Below are 19618 nucleotides of genomic sequence, written 5' to 3'. Positions count from 1 at the left end.
GTCGCATGGCGATGAAATTGCTGTCGATTGCGTCCGAAATCTATCCGCTGGTCAAGACGGGCGGTCTGGCCGACGTCGCAGGTGCGCTGCCGGGGGCGCTGGCGGCGCAGGATGTGCTGGTGCGCACGTTGGTGCCGGGTTATCCCGGCGTGATTGCGCGTGTGGGCAAGGCGAAGGTGGTGCGTCGTTATGAGGCGCTGTTCGGCGTTCCCGCGACGGTGCTGGCGGCGAGCGTCGACGGACTGGACCTGCTGGTACTGGATGCGACCGATTTCTATGCGCGCGAAGGCGGTCCCTATGGCGATCCTGCGGGCAATGAGTGGCCTGACAACTGGCGGCGTTTTGCGGCCCTGTCGCGGGTGGGGGCGGATATTGCAGCGGAGGGACTGAAGGGCTGGCGGCCCGATGTCGTCCATGTCCATGACTGGCAGGCGGCGATGACCGCGGCCTATATGCGCTTTGGCCCGGCCCATGGCGTGCCCAAGGTGGTGACGATCCACAATCTGGCGTTTCAGGGGCGGTTCGGTGCGGACATCTTTGCCGCGCTGGGCCTGCCGCAGGAGGCGTGGGGGGTGGATGGCGTCGAATATTATGGCGGCATCGGTTATTTGAAGGCGGGGCTGGTATCGGCGGATGCGATTACGACAGTCAGCCCGACATATGCGGAGGAAATTCGCTCGCCGGTCCACGGCATGGGGCTGGACGGCCTGATCAACGGGCGGGTGGACCGCCTGCATGGCATATTGAACGGGGTCGATACCGACATCTGGAATCCGGCAAATGATGACTTGATTTCAAAGGCTTATTCCGCACGGTCGCTTGGCGGGCGGATGGCCAACCGGCGGGCGCTGGAAAGCCGATTTGGCCTGGATCATGACGGCGCGCCCATCTTCATCATCGTCAGCCGGTTGACCTGGCAGAAGGGGATGGACCTGCTGGTGGACGCGATCGATCATCTGGTCGGGCTGGGCGCGAAGCTCGCCGTGCTGGGATCGGGCGACCATCCGCTGGAGGGTGCATTTCTGGGCGCGGCGGACCGGCATCGCGGACGGATCGGCGTGCAGATCGGCTATGATGAGCCGCTGTCGCACCTGATGCAGGCGGGGGGAGACGCCATATTGATCCCGTCGCGGTTCGAGCCGTGCGGACTGACCCAGCTTTATGCGCTGCGCTATGGCTGCGTGCCGGTGGTGGCGCGGGTCGGCGGGCTGGCCGATACGGTGATCGACGCCAATGAGGCGGCGCTGGCGGCAGGGGCGGCGACAGGCATCGTCTTTGCCCCGTCCGATCCGCTGGCCTTGCATGGTGCGATCGGCAGGGCGGTGCGATTGCATGGGCAACGGCCGGTCTGGCAGGCGATGCAGCGGGCGGGGATGCGCAGCGAAGTGTCGTGGGATCATAGCGCGGCGCGCTATGCGGCGCTGTACCGGGCGTTGCTGGCGGAGGTGGCGTGAGCGGGGGCGGATGTGCGCCGGTCACCGGCGCCACCGCCACCCGCTTTTCGATCTGGGCGCCGGAGGCCGAACAGCTATGGCTGTGCCTGTTCGATGACGCGGATCGGGAGCGGCGCGTGCCGATGCTGCGCGACGTCGATGGCGTGTGGCATGTCGAGCTGTCCGGTGTCGGGGCGGGCGCGCGGTACGGCGTGCGCGCGGATGGCCCTTATGATCCGGCGGCGGGGCTGTGGTTCGATCCCGACAAGCTGCTGCTCGATCCCTATGCTCCGGCAGTCGACCGGGCCTTCGTCTATGACCCGGCGCTGACGGCCAAGCGGGGGGAGGGCGAGGACACGGCGCTGCTTTGCCCGAAGGGGGTGGTGGTTGCGCCGTCGATGCCTGTCCCCGCCAGGCCGCCGCATTTTGCGCCGGGCGGCCTGATCTACGAACTGCATGTGCGCGGCTTTACGATGCTGCATCCCGATGTGCCGGAGGCGCTGCGCGGGACCGTCGCCGCGCTGGCCCATCCGGCGATCATCGCGCATTTGAAGCAGTTGCATGTGTCCGCCGTGGAGCTGATGCCGATCAACGCCTGGATCGACGAGCGGCATCTGGGGCCGATCGGCCTGACCAACTATTGGGGCTATAATCCGGTCAGCTGGTTTGCGATCGACCCGCGTCTTGCGCCGGGCGGCATGGCGGAACTGCGCGCCACGGTTGCGGCTTTGCAGGACGCAGGGATCGGCGTGATCCTGGACATGGTCTATAATCATAATGGCGAGAGCGACATGCGGGGACCGACGCTGTCGCTGCGTGGCCTCAATGCCCGCGACTATTTCCGCCATGCCAAGAGTGGGGAACTGATCAACGATACCGGGACCGGCAACAGCATCGCGTGCAATCAGCCGATGGTGCGCCGCCTGATCCTGGATTCACTCCGCCATTTCGTGACGCAGGCGGGGGTGGATGGCTTCCGTTTCGATCTGGGGCCAGCGCTGGGGCGGATGACGGACGGGTTCGATCCCCATGCGCCGTTGCTGGAGGAGATGCGGGCCGACCCGGTGCTGGCCGACCGGGTGATGATCGCGGAGCCATGGGATATTGGACCGGGCGGTTATCAACTGGGCCGGTTCGGGCAGGGGTGGCTGGAGTGGAACGACCGCTATCGCGACGACATGCGGCGCTTCTGGCGGGGGGACGCCGGGATGCTGGGTGGATTTGCCACGCGCCTGACGGGATCGTCCGACATATTCGGCGGGGATGCTACCCGGACCGTCAATTTTCTGGCCGCCCATGATGGTTTCACGCTGGCGGACCTCACCGCCTATGAGCAGCGGCATAATCACGCCAATGGCGAGGAGAATCGCGATGGCCATGGCGAAAATCTGAGCTGGAACAATGGCGTCGAGGGGGTGAGCGACGATCCCGTCATCATGGCTGCCCGGCGGCGCGACGTGATGGCGCTGCTCTCCACCCTCTTCTGTTCGCGTGGCGCGATCATGCTGAGCGCGGGCGATGAATTTGGCCGCAGCCAGCAGGGCAATAATAATGCCTATGCGCAGGATAATGCGATTGGCTGGATCGACTGGACCGGGCGTGACCGGGAGATTGAAGCCCACGCCTTCACCCTGGCAGCGCTGCGGGCACGATGTCCTGATTTTAAGGATATTGCCATGCTGCGTGAGGAGGATGTGGCATGGGCCGACGAAAGCGGCCGCGCCATGGACGTTGCCCAATGGGAGCAGCCGGAGCGAAGCTGCGTTGCGCTGCATTTCCTGCGATCGGGATGGACATTGTGCGTGAATGGCAGCGCAGCGCCCTGCGAATTTCACCTGGGCGATGATCGTTGCGTAACTGTTGCCAGCCGAAGCCTGTTGTTGCTCGATCCATTACCCCGCTAAGGGGCGTGAGTCTCCCGACGGTCGGGATTGGAACGAGCAAGAGAAAGTTGACCTGATGCCGGAAGAACAGCCCCCCATATTTCGAGGCTATCGGCGCGGAAAGATCAGGGGGGCCATGCCGGGTTCGGCCTATCCAGCGATGATCGACACGCTGCGCGATTTTCTGGACGATCTCGCCGCTGCCAAGCTTGATGAAACGACGATCGAGGCGCTGGCAGCGGAGCTGCAGCAATGGCGCGGGCGACTGGCACCGTTGAAGGCGAGCGAGGAACATCGGATGTTCGGGCGGGTCGACAATGTGCCGGGCCATGGTCAGGTCATGTGTCCCGCCATCGACATCGAAGAGCTGGATGAGACGTCTGTTCGGGCGCAGGTGACCTTTGGCGACTATTTTCTGGGGGGCAATGCGGCCGCTCATGGCGGCGCGGTGTCGCTCATGTTCGACGAACTGCTGGGCATGTCGGCCAATGCTGGTCCGGGTGGCGTGGCGCGCACTGCCTATCTGCACATCAATTATCGCGCGATCACACCCATGAACCGGCCATTGACGGTGACCGCGACCGTTTATGCAATCGAAGGCAGAAAGCGGTTCGTACGCGGGGAGTTGAAGGATGGCGAGCGGCTGTGCGCCGATGCCGACGGGCTGTTTCTGGAACTGCTGCCCGGCCAGCAATGATGTGGTGAGTCCAGCTGGGTTCGAACCAGCGACCTACTGATTAAAAGTCAGTTGCTCTACCGACTGAGCTATGGACCCCAACTGCTTAGGTGCGGACGCCCTAGAGGGGGCGGCGGGGATGGTCAACCTCTTGTGGCATGCTTTGGCTGGCTTTTTGCAGGCGGGTGCGGAGGTGACGGACGTTGAGCCCTGAGCGGGGATCGCGCCAGGTGGGGGCGATGCTGTAGAGCGGGGTCAAAACGAAATCGCGCGCGGCAAAGGCGGGATGGGGGATCGTCAGTGCAGGGCTGTCCCATGCGCCGCCCGACCACAGGATGATGTCGATGTCGATGCTGCGCGCGCCCCAGCGGCGGTAGCGGCGCCGGCCCAGCGCCTGTTCGATCGACTGGAGCCATGCCAGCATGGCGGGCGGGGCAAGCGGGCTTTGGACCAGCAGCGCGGCGTTGGCGTAGCGGCGGCGGGACGGACCGATGGGCGGCGTTTCGATCGTCGGCGAAATTGCGATCACCCGGCCGTGCTGCGCGATTCGCGCAGTCGCTTCGACCAATAGCCTGCGCGGCGTCAGGCGAGCGGACAGGGCGCGGTTCGATCCCAGCGCCAGGGCATAGAGATGGAGGATCGCGGTCGCCATGGGCTGCGCTTACAACTGTGGCGCGCGCGCGCAAGCGGCGCGTTCAGGATTGTGCGGGTGGCGCTTTGCCATGTTTCGCTGATGCCTTCATTTCTTCATAGACAACGTCGCGCGCATCGGGCTCCAGCGCTTCCAGATATTTGATCGCGGCCTTGTAGGTCAGGAAATCCTTGCCATCGGCGATGATCGGCACGGTGCGGCCATTATAGATTCGCCTGAGCAGGCGTCGTTGCGTCCTGCCGATCGGCGACGCGCTTTCGGTGTCGGTCATGGTCTGTGGTGGAACCTTGTGCATGAAAAAGGGCGGCTCCTTGCGGGGCCGCCCTTTTGTAAAGCCTTGGGTGAAAGCCGATCAGCGCGAATAGAATTCGACGACCAGATTGGGTTCCATCTTCACCGGATAGGGCACTTCGTCCAGCGTGGGAACGCGGACATAGGTGACCTTGGCAGCGCCATCGGGCGAGACATAGTCGGGGATGTCGCGTTCGGCCAGAGCCTGCGCTTCCATCACCAGCGCCATTTCCTGCGCCTTCTTGCCCAGGGTGATTTCGTCGCCCGGCTTTACCAGACGCGAGGCAATGTTGCACTTCACGCCGTTCACATAGATGTGGCCGTGCGAAACGATCTGGCGCGACGCGAAGATGGTCGGCGCGAACTTGGCGCGATAGACGACGGCGTCCAGGCGGCGTTCGAGCAGACCGATGAGGTTCTGGCCGGTATCGCCCTTCATGCGGCTGGCTTCGAAATAGTTCTTCTTGAACTGCTTTTCGGTGATGTCGCCGTAATAGCCCTTCAGCTTCTGCTTGGCGCGCAGCTGGATGCCATAGTCGGACACCTTGCCCTTGCGGCGCTGGCCGTGCTGACCGGGACCATATTCGCGCTTGTTGACAGGCGATTTGGGACGGCCCCAGATATTCTCGCCCATGCGACGGTCGAGTTTATACTTGGCGCTTGTGCGCTTCGTCATAGATAATTCCTTACAAATGCTAACAACTAAGCCCGCCCTGAAAGGGTGAGCATCATTCCCGGTATCGCCTACGTCCGTTTTGCGTTTGCACGCTCAGGGGCAGGGCCGCCGCTTCACCGGGATGCGAGGCCAATTGCGAAGGCGCGCCTATGGCCACAAGGGGGCGGCATGTCAACCCTCGACAGGGGCGCAGGCTGCGCCTAATTGGCGGGGCATGAACCCTGATGACTATAGCAGCATGGCAGAGGTGCGGGCGGGCGTCGATGTGATTGACCGCGATCTGGTAGCGTTGCTGGCCCAACGCTTTGCCCATATGCGCGCCGCCGCCCGGATCAAGCCGGATCGCGGCGCCGTGCGGGACGAGGCGCGCAAGCGTCAGGTGATCGATCAGGCCTGCGCGCAGGCGGCGCAACTGGGCGTGCCGGTGGCAATCGTCGCCGATCTTTGGGAGCAGCTGGTCGAAGCGTCGATTGCCTATGAAATGGCCGAATTCGACCGGACGCGGGGATAGAATCCCGATCCGTTCGCAGGAGGGGGTGTCAGACCCTTAGCGTTCGCGCGGGCGATTGAGGTGGGACAGGACGCCACGCAGCGTCCGCACCTCCAGATGGTTCCAACCCGGCTTGGTCAGCAGGTTGCGCAACGTCAGCTTGGTTGCGGGCGCGCGATCGGGCGGGAAGAAATAGCCGACCTTTTCCAGCAGCGTGTTGAGCTGCTCGATCATCCCTTCCAACTCCACCTGCGGCGCGGGTTCGCCAAGGTCGGTGACGGTCGGTTGCGACAGATCGGCCTGTTTCGACCATTCATAGGCGCAGAGGATAACCGCCTGGGCAAGGTTCAGGGAACCGAATTCCGGGTTGATCGGCACGGTCAATATCTTGCGGGCAAGCGCCACATCCTCGGTTTCCAGACCGGATCGCTCCGGCCCGAAAATATAGGCGCAGCGGCCCTGAGCGGCGTGGATTTCGCGGGCGGCTTCCTCTGGCGTGACGACCGGCTTGGTCACGCCACGCTTGCGAACGGTGGTCGCATAGACATGGGCGCAATCGGACACGGCGTCGGCAAGAGTTTCAAAGACCTGCGCCTGATCGAGAATGAAGTCTGCGCCCGCGGCTGAAGGGCCGGCATCCGGATTGGGCCAGCCATCGCGCGGCGCGACCAGCCGCATTTCGGTAAGACCGAAATTGAGCATGGCGCGCGCAGCCTTGCCGATATTTTCGCCAAGCTGGGGGCGGACCAGGACGATGACGGGGGGGGTGGTGACGGGGGGAGGGGACATGACGGGTTCCGATTGGTCAGAAGGATCAGTCTTATCCTCCGTTCGCCCTGAGCGAAGTCGAAGGGTGTCACTGAGCGAAGGCGAAGTGCGGGAAACAGAAGCCTTCTTCAACGAATCCCAATTTTCCGCGATCAAGGCTTCCTTTTTCTTGCGAGACCAGCCCTTTATTTGCAATTCACTGGCAAGCGCTTCTGCGCGGGTTCCAAACTCGGCACACCAGACAAGTTCAACAGGGCGACGGTCGAATGTGTAACCTTTGATGGCGCCTGACTGGTGCTGGGCAATCCGGGTCTCAAAACTGTCTGTGTGGCCAGTATAATAAGAACCGTCTGAACAGCGCAGCATATAGGCGTGAAAAGTCATTGCCTATCAGAACCTCGCTGCGCTCGGTCGAGCCCTTCGACTTCGCTCAGGGCGAACGGGTGAGGGGTTGCGCGTCTCATACTCACCCCCCCACTTCCTTCACCGTGCTCGCAAATTCCTCGAAATCCTTGGCGTCGGTGAAGTCCTTATAGACGCTGGCGAAGCGGATATAGGCGACGCTGTCGAGGCGTTTGAGGCCTTCCATCACCAGTTCGCCGATCGTGCGGGCAGAGACTTCGCTGTCACCGCTGGTTTCGAGCTGGCGCTGGATGCCTGAGATGAGTTTTTCGATCCGGCTGGGGTCGATCGGGCGCTTGCGGCAGGCGATGCCGATCGAACGGGTCAGCTTGTCGCGCTCAAAGGCTTCCTTGCGGCCCTCGCTCTTGACTACCCAGATGTCGCGCAACTGGATGCGTTCGAAGGTGGTGAAGCGCGCGCCGCAGGCTTCGCACTGGCGGCGACGGCGGATGGCATTGCCATCTTCCGTCGGCCGACTGTCCTTCACCTGACTGTCCTCATGGGCGCAAAAGGGGCAGCGCATTCACATTCTCCCACAAGTTCCCCCTCTCGCTTGCGGGAGGGGGCCAGAGGGTGGGCCTGTCCTAACGCTGCCTAAGCCGGACAGTCCCCACCCCAACCCCTCCCCTGAAGGAGAGGGGCTTCACGTTGCTCAATAAATCGGGAAGCGGCTTGTCAGGGCCAGCACCTTGTCGCGCACATGGGCTTCGGCCTGGCCGTCGCCTTCGTCGCCGTTGCGCTTGAGACCTTCGACGACCTGCGCGATCAGTTCGCCGATCTCGCGGAATTCCGCTTCACCAAAACCGCGGGTGGTGCCGGCGGGGGTGCCAAGGCGGACGCCCGACGTCACGAACGGGCTGGCGGTGTCGAACGGCACGTTATTCTTGTTGCAGGTGATGAAAGCGCGGTCGAGCGCCTTTTCAGCGGCCTTGCCGGTGGTGTTCTTGGCGCGCAGATCGACCAGCATCAGATGATTGTCGGTGCCGCCCGATACGATCGACAGGCCAGCATCGGCCAGCGTGGCGGCCAGCGTCCGCGCATTGGCGACGATCTGGTGGGCATAGGCCTTGAATTCAGGGCTGAGCGCTTCCTTGAATGCGACCGCCTTGGCCGCGATGATGTGCATCAGCGGGCCGCCCTGCATGCCGGGGAAGATGGCGCTGTTGATCTTCTTGGCGATCGCTTCGTCATTGCACAGGACAATGCCGGAGCGCGGGCCACGCAGCGACTTGTGGGTCGTGGTGGTGGTGACATGGGCATGAGGGACGGGCGAGGGATGCGCGCCGCCCGCGACCAGGCCGGAGAAATGCGACATGTCGGCGAGCAGATAGGCGCCCACTTCGTCGGCAATCTCGCGGAAGCGCGGGAAATCCCATACGCGCGAATAGGCCGTGCCGCCGCAGATGATGAGCTTTGGCTTGCACTCGCGCGCGATGCGGGCGACTTCGTCCATATCGATCAGATGATCGTCGGCGCGCACGCCATAGGGAACCGGGTTGAACCATTTGCCGCTCATATTCACCGGCGACCCATGGGTCAGGTGGCCACCCGACGACAGGTCGAGACCCATGAAGGTATCGCCCGGCTGGAGCAGCGCCAGGAACACGGCCTGATTCATCTGGCTGCCGCTATTGGGCTGCACATTGGCGAAATTGGCGCCGAACAATTGCTTGGCGCGCTCGATCGCCAGCGTTTCGACCACATCGGCATATTCGCAGCCGCCATAATAGCGCTTGCCTGGATAGCCTTCGGCATATTTGTTGGTGAAGATGGAGCCAGCGGCTTCCAGCACCGCCTTCGACACGATGTTTTCCGACGCGATCAGCTCGATCTTGTCCTGCTGACGCTTCAACTCATTGCCGATCGCGCCGAAGATTTCCGGGTCCGCGCTGGCAAGGCTTTCGCTGAAAAAGCCGTCCTGGCGGATGGCGGGGGCGAGGGTGTCGATGCTCATCGAAAATTCCTTTCAGAGCGCGGGTCAGATTGCGGGTTGGGACAGTTTTTCGACGCGGCCGGTGTGGCGGCCTCCGCCAAATTCGGTGGTGAGGAAAGCGGTGACGCAGGCCTTGGCCATGTCCACGCCGGTCAGGCGCGCGCCCATGGCGAGGACATTGGCGTCATTATGTTCGCGGCTCAGTGCGGCGGACAGCGGTTCGCCGACCAGCGCGGCGCGGCAGGCCGGGTTGCGATTGACCGCGATCGAGATGCCGATGCCGGAGCCGCAGAGCGCAATGCCGCGTTCGGCGTCGCCAGACGCTATGGCTGTCGCCAGTTTGTAACCATAATCGGGATAATCGACCCGGTCGGCAGTGGCCGGACCCAGATCGGCGACATCATGCCCTTCATCACGCAGCCATTGGGCTAGTTCCGCTTTCAGATCGACGGCGGCATGATCGGATGCGATGGCGATTTTCATATGGAATGTGTCCCTTCACCACGGGGGTGATTCGTTCCCGCGCCTCATAGGGGGTGAGGGCGGCAATTGCCACCTTGGACCGCCGCGCTTATGGGAAGGGCCATGACAGGCACGATTTTATCCATATTGATGCTGGCCGGGCTGCTGCTGACAGGCGGCGGGCTGTATGTGATGGTCAAGCTGCGCGATCGCAAGCGCGGCGCGCTGATGATCGTCGCGGGGCTGGTTATGTTCGGCAATGTGGCGATCACGGCGATTCCCGGGCCGGACCTGCCGGGGCTGGAGCAGCGCTGAGCCATACGGGCAAGGCCGAGCAAGGGGCAAACGGCCCGTGTTAACACCGTTCGGGCTGAGCGAAGTCGAAGCCCTGCATTGAGCGAAGCGAAGTGGCTTCGACTGCGCTCAGCCAAGCCCTTCGACTTCGCTCAGGGCGAACGGGCATAGGGAGGGGAAGCCCCTTGCCTCCCACTATCCTCAGCGGATCGGCGAATCCGGGGACAGGCGCATGTCGAGATAATTGTCGACCGACTTCATCAGCTGGTCGAGTTCATGTTCGAAGAAATGGTTCGCGCCACGGATTTCGTCGTGGTGGATGGTGATGCCCTTTTGCGTGCGCAGCTTGTCGACCAGCTTTTGCACGGCGCTGGCGGTCACGACTTCGTCCGAGGTTCCCTGCACGATGATGCCCGATGAGGGGCAGGGGGCGAGGAAGGAGAAGTCATACATGTTGGCGGGGGGCGCAACCGAGATGAAGCCGCGAATTTCCGGGCGGCGCATCAGCAGTTGCATCCCGATCCATGCGCCAAAGGAGAAGCCCGCGATCCAGGTGGTCTGCGCTTCGGGATGGAAGCTCTGCACCCAGTCGAGTGCCGCTGCGGCGTCGGACAGTTCGCCAATGCCGTTGTCGAACGTCCCCTGGCTGCGGCCCACGCCGCGGAAGTTGAAGCGCAGCACGGCGAAGCCGCGCTTTACGAACGTCTTGTAGAGCGCCTGGGTGATGCGGTCGTTCATCGTGCCGCCGCCCTGAGGGTGCGGATGCAGGATCATGGCGACCGGCGCACGCGGGCGGGGCGGGGGGCTGAAGCGGCCTTCGAGACGACCTTCGGGTCCGGTAAAGATTACGTCGGGCATGGTACCTGTTATCGTTATGGCCACCGAACACCATTGTCAGGCCGGCGGTCGGTGGCAAAAGGACGCGCGCCACGCCATAAGCTGGCGCTGCGCGGCAGACCGCCTATATAGAAGCCGCCGCCATTTCCGCAATCAATGAGTAGCATCGCATCGTGGCTGCCCAACGCCTCTATCTTGACCATGCCGCGACCACGCCGATGTTGCCCGCCGCCAAGGCGGCGATGGTGGATGCGATGGACCGCTGGGCCAACCCGTCCAGCCCCCATGCCGACGGACGCGCGGCGCGCGCGACGCTGGAAACGGCGCGCGCGCGGATCGCCGGGGCGCTGGGATGGCGGGGGCATGTGATCTTTACGTCCGGGGCCAGCGAGGCGATTGCGATTGGGCTGACGCGGGCAAAGGCGGCGCGGGTGATGACGTCGCCGGTCGAGCATGATTCGGTATTGCGGGTGACGCCGGGCGCGGAGCGGCTGGTTGTGGACGCGGACGGGTGCGTTTGTAGGTTTCGTCATTCTCCCGAAGGCGGGGATGACGGGGTTATTGTCGCCATCCAGCACGTCAATAATGAAACCGGGGTGATACAGCCGCTCGAAGCGCTGGACCGTGACGGCGCGTTATTGTTTGCCGATTGCGCCCAGAGTGCTGGAAAATTGCCAATGCCGAATGCGGACATGATCGCGATCAGCGCGCATAAATTTGGCGGACCGCCGGGTATCGGCGCCTTGCTGGTGCGTGATCTGGGGCTGCTGCACGCCGGGGGCGGGCAGGAGCAGGGCTATCGGGCGGGGACGGAGAATTTGCCTGCCATATTGGCGATGGCAGCCGCCTTGGAGGCGCGCACGGACTGGTTGCCCGATGCGAAGCGGCTGCGCGCACGGCTGGACGCGGGTGTCGAGGCCGCGGGCGGGCAGGTGGTCGCGCGCGCCGCGCCGCGCATTCCCGCCATAGCCAGTTACCGCATGCCGGGCCTGTCGGCGCGGGCGCAACTGATACAGTTCGATCTGGCGGGCATATCGGTGTCGGCGGGCAGCGCCTGCTCGTCCGGGTCGCTCAAGACCAGCCATGTGTTGCACGCCATGGGCTGGGACGAGGCGGCGGCGGGCGAGGTAGTGCGGGTCAGCTTCGGGCCGCAAACGGATGAGGCCGATGTCGATCGGTTTCTGGGGCAATGGACCGCCATGGCGGCGCGGGCAGGCCGATGATCTATCTGGATTATCAGGCGACGACGCCGCTGGCCCCCGAAGCGTTCGAGGCGATGGTGCCGTTGCTGCGTGACCAGTTCGCCAATCCGCACAGCGCGCACCGGCTGGGCCGGGCGGCGGCGGCGCAGGTAGAGGTGGCGCGGGAGGAGATAGGTCGATTGCTGCCGGGCGGCGGACGGCTGATCTTCACGTCCGGGGCGACCGAGGCGCTCAATATCGCGATACAGGGTGCGCCAGCGGGTGACATTGTGACGATCGCGACGGAACATGCGGCCGTGCTGGATACGGTGGAGGCACTGGGCAGGGCGGGGCGGACGGTCACTATTTTGCCGGTTGGGCGCGATGGGTTGGTGGATATGGATGCCGCCGCGCAGGCGATCGGGCCGGGTGTCGCGCTGGTGGCGGCGATGCTGGTGAATAACGAGATTGGCGTGATCCAGCCGGTCGCGGCGCTCGCCGACCTTGCGCATGAGGCAGGCGCGCTGTTCCTGTGCGATGCGGTGCAGGGCTATGGCCGGGTGCCTATCCCCGACACATGCGACATGGTGGCGATCAGCGCGCACAAGATTCATGGTCCCAAGGGAGTGGGCGCATTGTGGCTGCGCGACGGGGTGAAGCCCGTCCCACTGATCCATGGCGGCGGGCAGGAGGGCGGATTGCGGTCCGGTACGCTGTCGCCTGCGCTGTGTGCGGGGTTTGGGGTGGCGGCGCGGTTGATGCGGGAGCGGGCGGAGGCGGACCGGGCGCATGTCGAAGCGCTTGCCGCTCTGGCGCGCGGGCTGTTTACCGACTGGACGCTCAATGGCAGCGCGGACGCGCGCTATCCCGGCAATCTCAACCTGCGCAGGGACGGGATCGACGGCGCGCGGTTGTTGTCATATTGCCGCAATGTTGCTTTTTCGTTGGGAAGCGCTTGCGCAAGCGGGTCCGGGCGTCCTAGCCATGTGCTGCGCGCGCTGGGCTTGACCGATGCACAGGCGCGTGGATCGGTGCGGATCGGCTTTGGCCGCTACACGACACCGGCCGAACTGGAGAGCGCTGCGGAAGCATTGAACATGGCGGCAGCCGCACAAGCGGCGCCGTGACAGGGAGCGTCGCATCAATGACCAGGATCATTTTCATCAGCGCCGATGGCGAGCGACGGCAGGAAGTCGATGCTCCGGCGGGGTCGATCCTGCTGGATGTAGCGCAGGCCGCGGGCCAGCCACTGGAGGGTACGTGCGAGGGGCAGATGGCGTGTTCCACCTGCCATGTCATCGTCGACGCGGCGGATTTTCCGCAACTCAGCCGGGCGAGCGAGGATGAGGAGGACATGCTGGACCTGGCGGCATCCGCCACGCGCACCAGCCGCCTGTCCTGCCAGATCGTGCTGCCGGAAGGGCTGGAAAGCCTGACCGTCCGTATCCCGTCCGAATCCTACAACATGCAGGGCATGTGAGCATCGTCATGGGCCGACCATTCCGCATCGCCGCGCTGGCCGCTCTTATGTGCATGGCCACAACCGCGCCCGCCGCGCCGAAGAAGGCCGCGCCAGAGCCAGTGCCAACAGGGCGGCTCGATTCGCTGCTGCCGCCGCCACCCCGCTATCTGGTGCCGCAATCGGCGCTGGCGTCGGTGCGCAATCCCCGGTCGATCGAAGAGGAAACGGGCGGGCGGCTCGGCATTGCGCTGGTCGACAGCAAGGGCGCCTTGATCCTGGGGTTCAACCGGGACGATCGCTTTGCGCTCTGTTCGACCTTCAAGGCGCCGCTGGCCGCTGCCGTGCTGATCGGCGCGGAAGGCGGGAAATTCGGGCTGGAGGGGGAAATCCCCTTCGGCAAGGACGACATACTTGATTATGCGCCGGTGGTGAAAAAGAACAGGAAACGCGGCCGGATGAGCATGGCCGAACTGGCGCAGGCGGCGGTCGAGGTGAGCGACAACAGCGCGGCGAACCTGCTGCTGCCGATGGTGGGCGGGCCGCAGGGGTTGACCGCCTTCATGCGCGCCCATGGCGACAGCGTGACCCGGCTGGACCGCAACGAACCGGCATTGAACGAAAATGCCCCGGACGATCCGCGCGACACCACCACCCCCGCCGCCATGGCGGAATTGATGGGGCGGTTGTTGTTCCGCGACATGAAGGGCGAGAGCGCAGATCGCTTGCGTGGCTGGCTCAACGCCAGCACCACTGGCGACAACAGGATCAAGGCGGGGCTGCCCGAAGGCTGGACGTCGGGCAGCAAGACCGGATCGTGCGGCACCGCCTATAATGACGTGGCGCTGGTGAAGGCGCCGTCGGGCGAGGAATATATCCTTGCCATCTATCTCGATCGACCGACCGTGGATGCCAAGGCGGCGGAGGCCGCGATCGCGCAGGCGGCGCAGGCCGCGCTCGATTTTCTGGCCAAGGCGCAGAAGAGCGGGCTGGATTGACCACAGTCCGTTCGCTTCGAGCGAAGTCGAGAAGCCGTTGCGCTGTTGTGTCTCGACTTCGCTTGACACGAACGGACATGGTGTGTGGCCCCTTGCCATCCCCATCCTTCTTCGCCATATGCCGCGCCGGGAGTCGGGCGGACGAGGTCGTCGCCAACCTGGTCAGGTCCTGACGGAAGCAGCCACAGTGATTTTGCCGCGGGTCGTTCCGGCTCCCACCTTCCAGCCATCATCCAGCTTCGACAATAGCCATCCGAACGGCTAGACAAGCCCCATGTCCGATTCCCCCCAGCCCTATCGCGTCCTTGCGCGCAAATATCGGCCGCGCAATTTTCGCGAGTTGATCGGCCAGGACGCGATGGTCCAGACGCTGGGCAATGCGATCAGGCGGGGACGGCTGGCCCATGCCTTTCTGATGACCGGGGTGCGCGGGGTCGGCAAGACATCGACCGCGCGGCTGATCGCCAAGGCCCTGAACTGCATTGGCGAGGACGGGCAGGGCGGGCCGACGATCGACCCGTGCGGCGTGTGCGAGCCGTGCCGCGCGATTGCCGAGGGGCGGCATATCGACGTGGTCGAGATGGATGCAGCCAGCCATACCGGCGTCGACGATGTGCGCGAGATCATCGAGGCGGTGCGCTATGCCGCCGTATCGGCGCGCTACAAGATCTACATCATCGACGAAGTGCACATGCTCTCCAAAAATGCGTTCAACGCGCTGTTGAAAACGCTGGAGGAGCCGCCTGCCCATGTGAAATTCCTGTTCGCCACGACCGAGGTGAATAAGGTGCCGGTGACGGTGCTGTCGCGCTGCCAGCGGTTCGATCTGCGCCGGATTCCGGCTGAATTGCTGGCGGCGCATTTCGCGCATGTGGTGGAGGCTGAAGGCGTCGCGGCGGAGGCGGATGCGCTGTCGCTGATCGCGCAGGCGGCCGAAGGATCGGCCCGCGACGGGCTGTCGATACTCGACCAGGCGATTGCCCATGCCGAGATGGGCGAAGGCGAGCCGATGGTCACAGCGACCCAGGTGCGCGACATGCTGGGCCTGTCGGATCGCGGATCGGTGCGCCGGTTGCTGGGCCTGTTGCTGGAGGGCGACACCGCCGCCTTGCTGGGCGGGGTGCGCGATCAATATGCGCTGGGGGTGGAGCCGCTGGCGCTGATGCGCGGGCTGCTGGAACTGGTGCATGCCGTAACGCTGGTGAAGGCGGGGCGCGACATTGCCAGCCCCGGCCAGTCGGCTGAGGAGCGCGAGATGCTGGCCGACTGGGCGTCGCACCTCGGCTTCGCGCCCCTGCATCGCTTGTGGCAGTTGCTGCTGAAAGGCCATGACGAGGTGGCGGGCGCGATCCTGCCGATCGAAAGCTGCGAAATGGCGCTGTTGCGGGTGATGCACGCGGCGACCATGCCCGATCCGGGCGAACTGGCGCGGCTATTGCGCGAGGGCGGGCCTGTCGCAGCCGCGACGCCGGGCGCGGTTGCCGCCGCGCCATCGGCTGGCCCTGCCGCGAAGCTGCCTGCGACGTTCGAGGATTTGATCGAGGCGCTGTGGCAAAGGGGCAAGGGGCAACTGGCGCAGGAACTGCATGACTGCGTCGGGTTGGTCCGTTATGCGCCGCCTGAACTGGATTATCGCGCGACGCCGCAATTGCCGTCCGATTTCGCGGCGCGACTGACCCAGGCGTTGCGGGAGATGACGAGCATCGGCTGGCGCGTGGCGGCGAGCGATGCGGCGGCGCAACCGACCTTGCTGGAACGGGAGGAAGCGGCCAAGGCCGACGCCCGCGCCGAAATTCTGGAAATTCCGGTGGTCAAGGCGGCAATGGCCGCTTTCCCCGATGCTGCGCTGGTCGAAACCGATCAGCCGGAACAATGGAGTGCATGAGGCATGAAGGATCTGAACGAAATATTGGGCATGGCCACCCGCGTGCAGGAGGAATTGCAGCGCGCGCAGGATAATCTGGACAAGCTGGAAGTCGAAGGCGCGGCCGGTGGCGGGCTGGTCAAGGTCCGGGCGTCGGCCAAGGGCCGGATCATCGGCGTTTCGATCGACGACACGCTGCTCGCGCCGTCCGAAAAGCAGATATTGGAGGATCTGATCACCGCTGCGTTCAACGATGCGCGCAAGAAAGCGGATGAAGTCAGCAATGCCGAGATGGGCAAGATGACGTCCGGCCTGCCTTTGCCCCCCGGCTTCAAGCTGCCTTTCTGATGGAATCAGGGGCCTGTCTGCCCTGCCGAATTCCGATAACCATCGGTTCATCGTTGCGGCATTATGACATGTGACGATTGATTGGTGCGACGGTCATCCCCATAAAGGCGGTGAACCGTAGGACAGGGCCGCTTCTTTTGGCCCCGGAGAGTGAATGACCGTGCAATATCCCCTTCTGCCGCTGCGTGACATTGTCGTTTTTCCGCAGATGATCGTCCCGCTCTTCGTGGGTCGCGACAAGAGCGTTGCCGCGCTGGAAGCGGCGATGGAAGGCTCCAAGGAAATCTTCCTGGTGTCGCAGCTTGACCCGGCAGAGGATGATCCGGGCCGCGATTCCCTCTATGACACTGGCGTCGTCGCCATGGTGCTGCAACTGCTCAAGCTGCCTGACGGCACCGTTCGCGTGCTGGTGGAGGGCAAGCATCGCGCCCGGTTGCAGACGATGGAGAGCAAGGACGGCTATCTGGTTTCAGATGTCGAGACGATAGAGGATATCGAGGCCGAGGGACCGGAAGCGGCCGCGCTGATGCGCTCGGTTGCCGAACAGTTTGAAAATTACGCCAAGCTCAACAAGAAGCTGCCTGCCGAAACGCCGGTGCAGTTGCGCGAGATTGAGGATGCCGGGCGGTTGGCGGACGCGATTTCCGCCAACATCAACGTCAAGGTGTCCGACAAGCAGTCGTTGCTGGTGGAGGCCGATCCGGTCAAGCGGCTGGAGATGGTATTTGCCTTCATGGAAGGCGAACTGGGCGTCCTGCAGGTCGAAAAGAAGATACGTGGCCGCGTGAAGCGCCAGATGGAAAAGACCCAGCGCGAATATTATCTCAACGAGCAGTTGAAGGCGATCCAGCGCGAACTGGGCAATGGCGATGGTGAGGAAGGCGACGAGCTTGCCGAACTGACCGAGAAGATCGCCAAGACCAAGCTGAGCAAGGAAGCCCGCGCCAAGGCGACGGCGGAGCTGAAAAAGCTGAAGGGCATGCAGCCCATGTCGGCCGAAGCCACGGTCGTGCGCAACTATCTGGACGTGCTGCTGGGCCTGCCCTGGGGCAAGAAGGGCAAGGTCAAGAATGACCTGAAAAAGGCGCAGGATATCCTGGACCAGGATCATTTCGCGCTGGAGAAGGTCAAGGACCGGATCATCGAATATCTGGCCGTGCAGGCGCGCACCAACAAGCTGAAGGGGCCGATACTGTGCCTCGTCGGCCCGCCGGGCGTGGGCAAGACATCGCTTGGCCGTTCGATCGCCAAGGCGACAGGGCGCGAATTCGTGCGCCAGTCGCTGGGCGGCGTGCGCGACGAGGCGGAAATTCGCGGCCACCGCCGCACCTATATCGGATCGCTGCCGGGCAAGATCGTGACCAACCTGAAAAAGGCCGGTACGATGAACCCGCTGTTCCTGCTCGACGAGATCGACAAGCTGGGCCAGGATTTCCGGGGTGATCCCGCGTCGGCGCTGCTGGAAGTGCTGGACCCTGAACAGAATAACAAGTTTCAGGACCATTATCTGGAGATCGACGTCGATCTTTCAGACATCATGTTCGTGACGACGGCCAACTCGCTGAATTTGCCGCAAGCTTTGCTCGACCGCATGGAGATCATCCGGCTGGAGGGCTATACCGAGGATGAGAAGGTCGAGATCGCGCAACGCCATCTGATCGCCAAGCAAATCGATGCCCATGGCCTGAAGGACGGCGAGTTCGTCGTGACAGAAGCGGCCGTGCGCGACCTCATTCGCTATTATACGCGCGAAGCGGGTGTCCGCACGCTGGAGCGCGAGATTGCGCGTCTCGCCCGCAAGGCGCTGCGCAAGATATTGGAGGGCGTCTACGAGAAGGTCGAAATTACGCCCGACAATCTGGCCGACTATGCCGGGGTGCGTAAGTTCCGCCACGGCGTGGGTGAGGACGAGCATCAGATCGGCGCGGTGACGGGTCTGGCCTGGACCGAGGTTGGCGGCGAATTGCTGACGATCGAGGCGGTGACCGTGCCGGGCAAGGGCATGATCAAGACCACCGGCAAGCTGGGCGAGGTGATGAACGAATCGGTCCAGGCGGCCTTCTCCTATGTACGCGCGCGGTCGCCCGGCTATGGGATCAAGCCCAGCCTGTTCAATCGCAAGGACATCCACATCCATCTGCCCGAAGGGGCGGTGCCCAAGGACGGGCCTTCGGCAGGTATCGGCATGGTCACCTGCATCGTGTCCACCCTGACCGGCATCCCGGTGCACAAGGACGTGGCGATGACCGGCGAGGTGACGTTGCGTGGCAGGGTGCTGCCGATCGGCGGCCTGAAGGAGAAGCTGCTGGCGGCGTTGCGCGGGGGCATCAAGACGGTGCTGATCCCGCAGGAAAACGAGAAAGACCTAGCGGAAATTCCGGCCAACATCCGTGACGGGCTGGAAATCGTGCCCGTGTCGCATGTCGATGAAGTGCTTTCGCGGGCGCTGGTTTCGGTGCCCGAAGCCATTGCCTGGACCGAAGAGGATGACCTTGCCGCGCAGCCAAGCAGCGGGTCGAGTCGGGATGGGGATGCTGCACTGCGGCATTGATGGGAGGGAAAAGCGGCGCATATCCGCCGGTTTCGATCGATTGTACGCCTGGGAGCGATAATTTGCATCGAAGCCGGTGACTTCGTCGCTTTCTCTTTGACAGGCGCTGGAAGCTGCGCCTTATTGCGCCGCCTACGCCGCGATTCCTATACAACCAAATAGCACAGGGGGTTCCCAAGGCATGAACAAGCAGGATCTTATCAGCGCTGTCGCGGACAGCAGCGGTCTCAGCAAAAGCGACGCCAGCAAGGCCGTCGAAGGTGTATTCGACGCCATCACCGGTGCGTTGAAGAAGGGCGACGAAGTGCGCCTGGTTGGTTTTGGCACATTTTCCGTTTCGCAGCGCAAGGCGTCGACCGGTCGCAACCCGCGCACCGGCGAGACGATGACGATCAAGGCTTCGGCCCAGCCCAAGTTGGC

21 protein-coding genes, 1 tRNA gene and 1 other RNA gene are annotated in these 19618 nt (G+C 63.8%); 14 read left to right on the top strand and 9 right to left on the bottom strand.

Annotation, left to right across the window (positions count from 1 at the left end):
• Positions 1–5 precede the first annotated feature (5 nt).
• From glgA to SX1_RS07835, 3 genes are all read left to right on the top strand, one after another.
• Positions 6–1454 (top strand): glycogen synthase GlgA, encoded by a 1449-nt coding sequence (glgA, locus tag SX1_RS07845; protein ID WP_019052537.1) that lies wholly within the window; start codon positions 6–8, stop codon positions 1452–1454.
• Positions 1451–3337, top strand: a complete 1887-nt coding sequence (gene glgX, locus SX1_RS07840; RefSeq protein ID WP_019052536.1) for a glycogen debranching protein GlgX — start codon at positions 1451–1453, stop codon at positions 3335–3337. Before glgA ends, glgX begins: the two co-directional genes overlap by 4 nt.
• A 115-nt stretch (positions 3338–3452) precedes the next feature.
• Positions 3453–4013, top strand: a complete 561-nt coding sequence (locus SX1_RS07835) for a PaaI family thioesterase (protein WP_019052535.1) — start codon at positions 3453–3455, stop codon at positions 4011–4013.
• A 2-nt stretch (positions 4014–4015) separates the two neighbouring features.
• Here SX1_RS07835 and SX1_RS07830 read toward each other — a convergent pair.
• The 4 genes from SX1_RS07830 to rpsD form a co-directional block, all read right to left on the bottom strand.
• Positions 4016–4091: transfer RNA gene (locus SX1_RS07830), tRNA-Lys, on the bottom strand.
• A gap of 22 nt (positions 4092–4113) precedes the next feature.
• Positions 4114–4644 carry a 2-amino-4-hydroxy-6-hydroxymethyldihydropteridine diphosphokinase gene (folK, locus tag SX1_RS07825; protein WP_019052534.1) on the bottom strand — a complete coding sequence of 177 codons (531 nt, stop codon included), beginning with the start codon at positions 4642–4644 and terminating at the stop codon, positions 4114–4116.
• Between the two features lie 43 nt (positions 4645–4687).
• On the bottom strand, positions 4688–4939 hold the full coding sequence (locus tag SX1_RS07820; RefSeq protein ID WP_017184635.1) for a hypothetical protein: 252 nt from the start codon (positions 4937–4939) through the stop codon (positions 4688–4690).
• A 57-nt stretch (positions 4940–4996) separates the two neighbouring features.
• Complete coding sequence (gene rpsD / locus SX1_RS07815; RefSeq protein ID WP_017184634.1) at positions 4997–5611, bottom strand: 30S ribosomal protein S4; 615 nt, start codon at positions 5609–5611, stop codon at positions 4997–4999.
• A 214-nt stretch (positions 5612–5825) separates the two neighbouring features.
• Between rpsD and SX1_RS07810 the strand changes: the two genes are divergently transcribed.
• Complete coding sequence (locus tag SX1_RS07810; protein ID WP_019052532.1) at positions 5826–6122, top strand: chorismate mutase; 297 nt, start codon at positions 5826–5828, stop codon at positions 6120–6122.
• A gap of 36 nt (positions 6123–6158) precedes the next feature.
• On the opposite strand, the gene SX1_RS07805 is transcribed toward SX1_RS07810, so the two are convergent.
• From SX1_RS07805 to rpiB, 4 genes are all read right to left on the bottom strand, one after another.
• A complete protein-coding gene (locus tag SX1_RS07805; RefSeq protein WP_081609936.1) occupies positions 6159–7253 on the bottom strand; it encodes a TrmJ/YjtD family RNA methyltransferase in 1095 nt (364 codons plus the stop codon).
• An 82-nt stretch (positions 7254–7335) separates the two neighbouring features.
• Positions 7336–7794: a transcriptional regulator NrdR gene (gene nrdR / locus SX1_RS07800; RefSeq protein ID WP_026002674.1), complete on the bottom strand. Its 459-nt coding sequence runs from the start codon at positions 7792–7794 to the stop codon at positions 7336–7338.
• Between the two features lie 129 nt (positions 7795–7923).
• Entirely contained in the window at positions 7924–9225 is a 1302-nt protein-coding gene (glyA, locus tag SX1_RS07795; protein ID WP_019052530.1) for a serine hydroxymethyltransferase, read from the bottom strand.
• Positions 9226–9249: 24 nt separating this feature from the next.
• Positions 9250–9687, bottom strand: a complete 438-nt coding sequence (rpiB, locus tag SX1_RS07790; RefSeq protein ID WP_019052529.1) for a ribose 5-phosphate isomerase B — start codon at positions 9685–9687, stop codon at positions 9250–9252.
• A gap of 102 nt (positions 9688–9789) precedes the next feature.
• Here rpiB and SX1_RS07785 point away from each other — a divergent pair, with 102 nt between their 5' ends.
• Positions 9790–9981 carry a hypothetical protein gene (locus SX1_RS07785; protein WP_017184628.1) on the top strand — a complete coding sequence of 64 codons (192 nt, stop codon included), beginning with the start codon at positions 9790–9792 and terminating at the stop codon, positions 9979–9981.
• A gap of 180 nt (positions 9982–10161) precedes the next feature.
• Here the strand turns inward: SX1_RS07785 and SX1_RS07780 are convergent, their stop codons facing one another.
• A complete protein-coding gene (locus SX1_RS07780) occupies positions 10162–10818 on the bottom strand; it encodes an alpha/beta hydrolase (protein WP_017184627.1) in 657 nt (218 codons plus the stop codon).
• A 152-nt stretch (positions 10819–10970) separates the two neighbouring features.
• On the opposite strand from SX1_RS07780, the gene SX1_RS07770 reads away from it, so the two are divergent.
• The 9 genes from SX1_RS07770 to SX1_RS07735 all read left to right on the top strand — a co-directional run.
• A complete protein-coding gene (locus tag SX1_RS07770; RefSeq protein WP_019052528.1) occupies positions 10971–12020 on the top strand; it encodes a cysteine desulfurase family protein in 1050 nt (349 codons plus the stop codon).
• The gene (locus tag SX1_RS07765) at positions 11987–13105 is read left to right on the top strand and encodes a cysteine desulfurase family protein (protein ID WP_019052527.1); all 1119 of its coding nucleotides are present in this window, start codon (positions 11987–11989) and stop codon (positions 13103–13105) included. The genes SX1_RS07770 and SX1_RS07765 overlap by 34 nt, the downstream gene beginning before the upstream one ends.
• A 17-nt stretch (positions 13106–13122) precedes the next feature.
• Entirely contained in the window at positions 13123–13458 is a 336-nt protein-coding gene (locus SX1_RS07760) for a 2Fe-2S iron-sulfur cluster-binding protein (protein ID WP_026149576.1), read from the top strand.
• 8 nt (positions 13459–13466) lie between these two features.
• Positions 13467–14435, top strand: coding sequence for an SGM family class A beta-lactamase (gene blaSGM / locus SX1_RS07755; protein ID WP_043145427.1), 969 nt, complete (start codon positions 13467–13469; stop codon positions 14433–14435).
• A 125-nt stretch (positions 14436–14560) separates the two neighbouring features.
• An RNA gene (ffs, locus tag SX1_RS23740) (signal recognition particle sRNA small type) lies at positions 14561–14658 on the top strand.
• Between the two features lie 51 nt (positions 14659–14709).
• On the top strand, positions 14710–16320 hold the full coding sequence (locus tag SX1_RS07750; RefSeq protein ID WP_019052524.1) for a DNA polymerase III subunit gamma/tau: 1611 nt from the start codon (positions 14710–14712) through the stop codon (positions 16318–16320).
• 3 nt (positions 16321–16323) lie between these two features.
• Positions 16324–16647, top strand: a complete 324-nt coding sequence (locus tag SX1_RS07745) for a YbaB/EbfC family nucleoid-associated protein (protein ID WP_017184621.1) — start codon at positions 16324–16326, stop codon at positions 16645–16647.
• Between the two features lie 154 nt (positions 16648–16801).
• Positions 16802–19198: an endopeptidase La gene (gene lon / locus SX1_RS07740; protein ID WP_019052523.1), complete on the top strand. Its 2397-nt coding sequence runs from the start codon at positions 16802–16804 to the stop codon at positions 19196–19198.
• A 181-nt stretch (positions 19199–19379) separates the two neighbouring features.
• The coding region (locus SX1_RS07735) for an HU family DNA-binding protein (RefSeq protein WP_019052522.1) at positions 19380–19618 on the top strand (239 nt) is incomplete at its 3' end.

The sequence above is a fragment of the Sphingobium xenophagum NBRC 107872 genome (genome assembly GCF_000367345.1).
Taxonomy (GTDB): domain Bacteria; phylum Pseudomonadota; class Alphaproteobacteria; order Sphingomonadales; family Sphingomonadaceae; genus Sphingobium; species Sphingobium xenophagum.
This window is presented reverse-complemented; position numbering and strand designations above follow the sequence as displayed.

Coding starts and splice junctions, on each gene's coding strand:
- glgA (WP_019052537.1), top strand. CDS start 6: ATGGCGATGAAATTGCTGTCGATTGCGTCCGAAATCTATCCGCTGGTC.
- SX1_RS07835 (WP_019052535.1), top strand. CDS start 3,453: ATGCCGGGTTCGGCCTATCCAGCGATGATCGACACGCTGCGCGATTTT.
- folK (WP_019052534.1), bottom strand. CDS start 4,644: ATGGCGACCGCGATCCTCCATCTCTATGCCCTGGCGCTGGGATCGAAC.
- SX1_RS07820 (WP_017184635.1), bottom strand. CDS start 4,939: ATGCACAAGGTTCCACCACAGACCATGACCGACACCGAAAGCGCGTCG.
- rpsD (WP_017184634.1), bottom strand. CDS start 5,611: ATGACGAAGCGCACAAGCGCCAAGTATAAACTCGACCGTCGCATGGGC.
- SX1_RS07810 (WP_019052532.1), top strand. CDS start 5,826: ATGAACCCTGATGACTATAGCAGCATGGCAGAGGTGCGGGCGGGCGTC.
- SX1_RS07805 (WP_081609936.1), bottom strand. CDS start 7,253: ATGACTTTTCACGCCTATATGCTGCGCTGTTCAGACGGTTCTTATTAT.
- nrdR (WP_026002674.1), bottom strand. CDS start 7,794: ATGCGCTGCCCCTTTTGCGCCCATGAGGACAGTCAGGTGAAGGACAGT.
- glyA (WP_019052530.1), bottom strand. CDS start 9,225: ATGAGCATCGACACCCTCGCCCCCGCCATCCGCCAGGACGGCTTTTTC.
- rpiB (WP_019052529.1), bottom strand. CDS start 9,687: ATGAAAATCGCCATCGCATCCGATCATGCCGCCGTCGATCTGAAAGCG.
- SX1_RS07785 (WP_017184628.1), top strand. CDS start 9,790: ATGACAGGCACGATTTTATCCATATTGATGCTGGCCGGGCTGCTGCTG.
- SX1_RS07780 (WP_017184627.1), bottom strand. CDS start 10,818: ATGCCCGACGTAATCTTTACCGGACCCGAAGGTCGTCTCGAAGGCCGC.
- SX1_RS07765 (WP_019052527.1), top strand. CDS start 11,987: ATGGACCGCCATGGCGGCGCGGGCAGGCCGATGATCTATCTGGATTAT.
- SX1_RS07760 (WP_026149576.1), top strand. CDS start 13,123: ATGACCAGGATCATTTTCATCAGCGCCGATGGCGAGCGACGGCAGGAA.
- blaSGM (WP_043145427.1), top strand. CDS start 13,467: ATGGGCCGACCATTCCGCATCGCCGCGCTGGCCGCTCTTATGTGCATG.
- SX1_RS07750 (WP_019052524.1), top strand. CDS start 14,710: ATGTCCGATTCCCCCCAGCCCTATCGCGTCCTTGCGCGCAAATATCGG.
- SX1_RS07745 (WP_017184621.1), top strand. CDS start 16,324: ATGAAGGATCTGAACGAAATATTGGGCATGGCCACCCGCGTGCAGGAG.
- lon (WP_019052523.1), top strand. CDS start 16,802: ATGACCGTGCAATATCCCCTTCTGCCGCTGCGTGACATTGTCGTTTTT.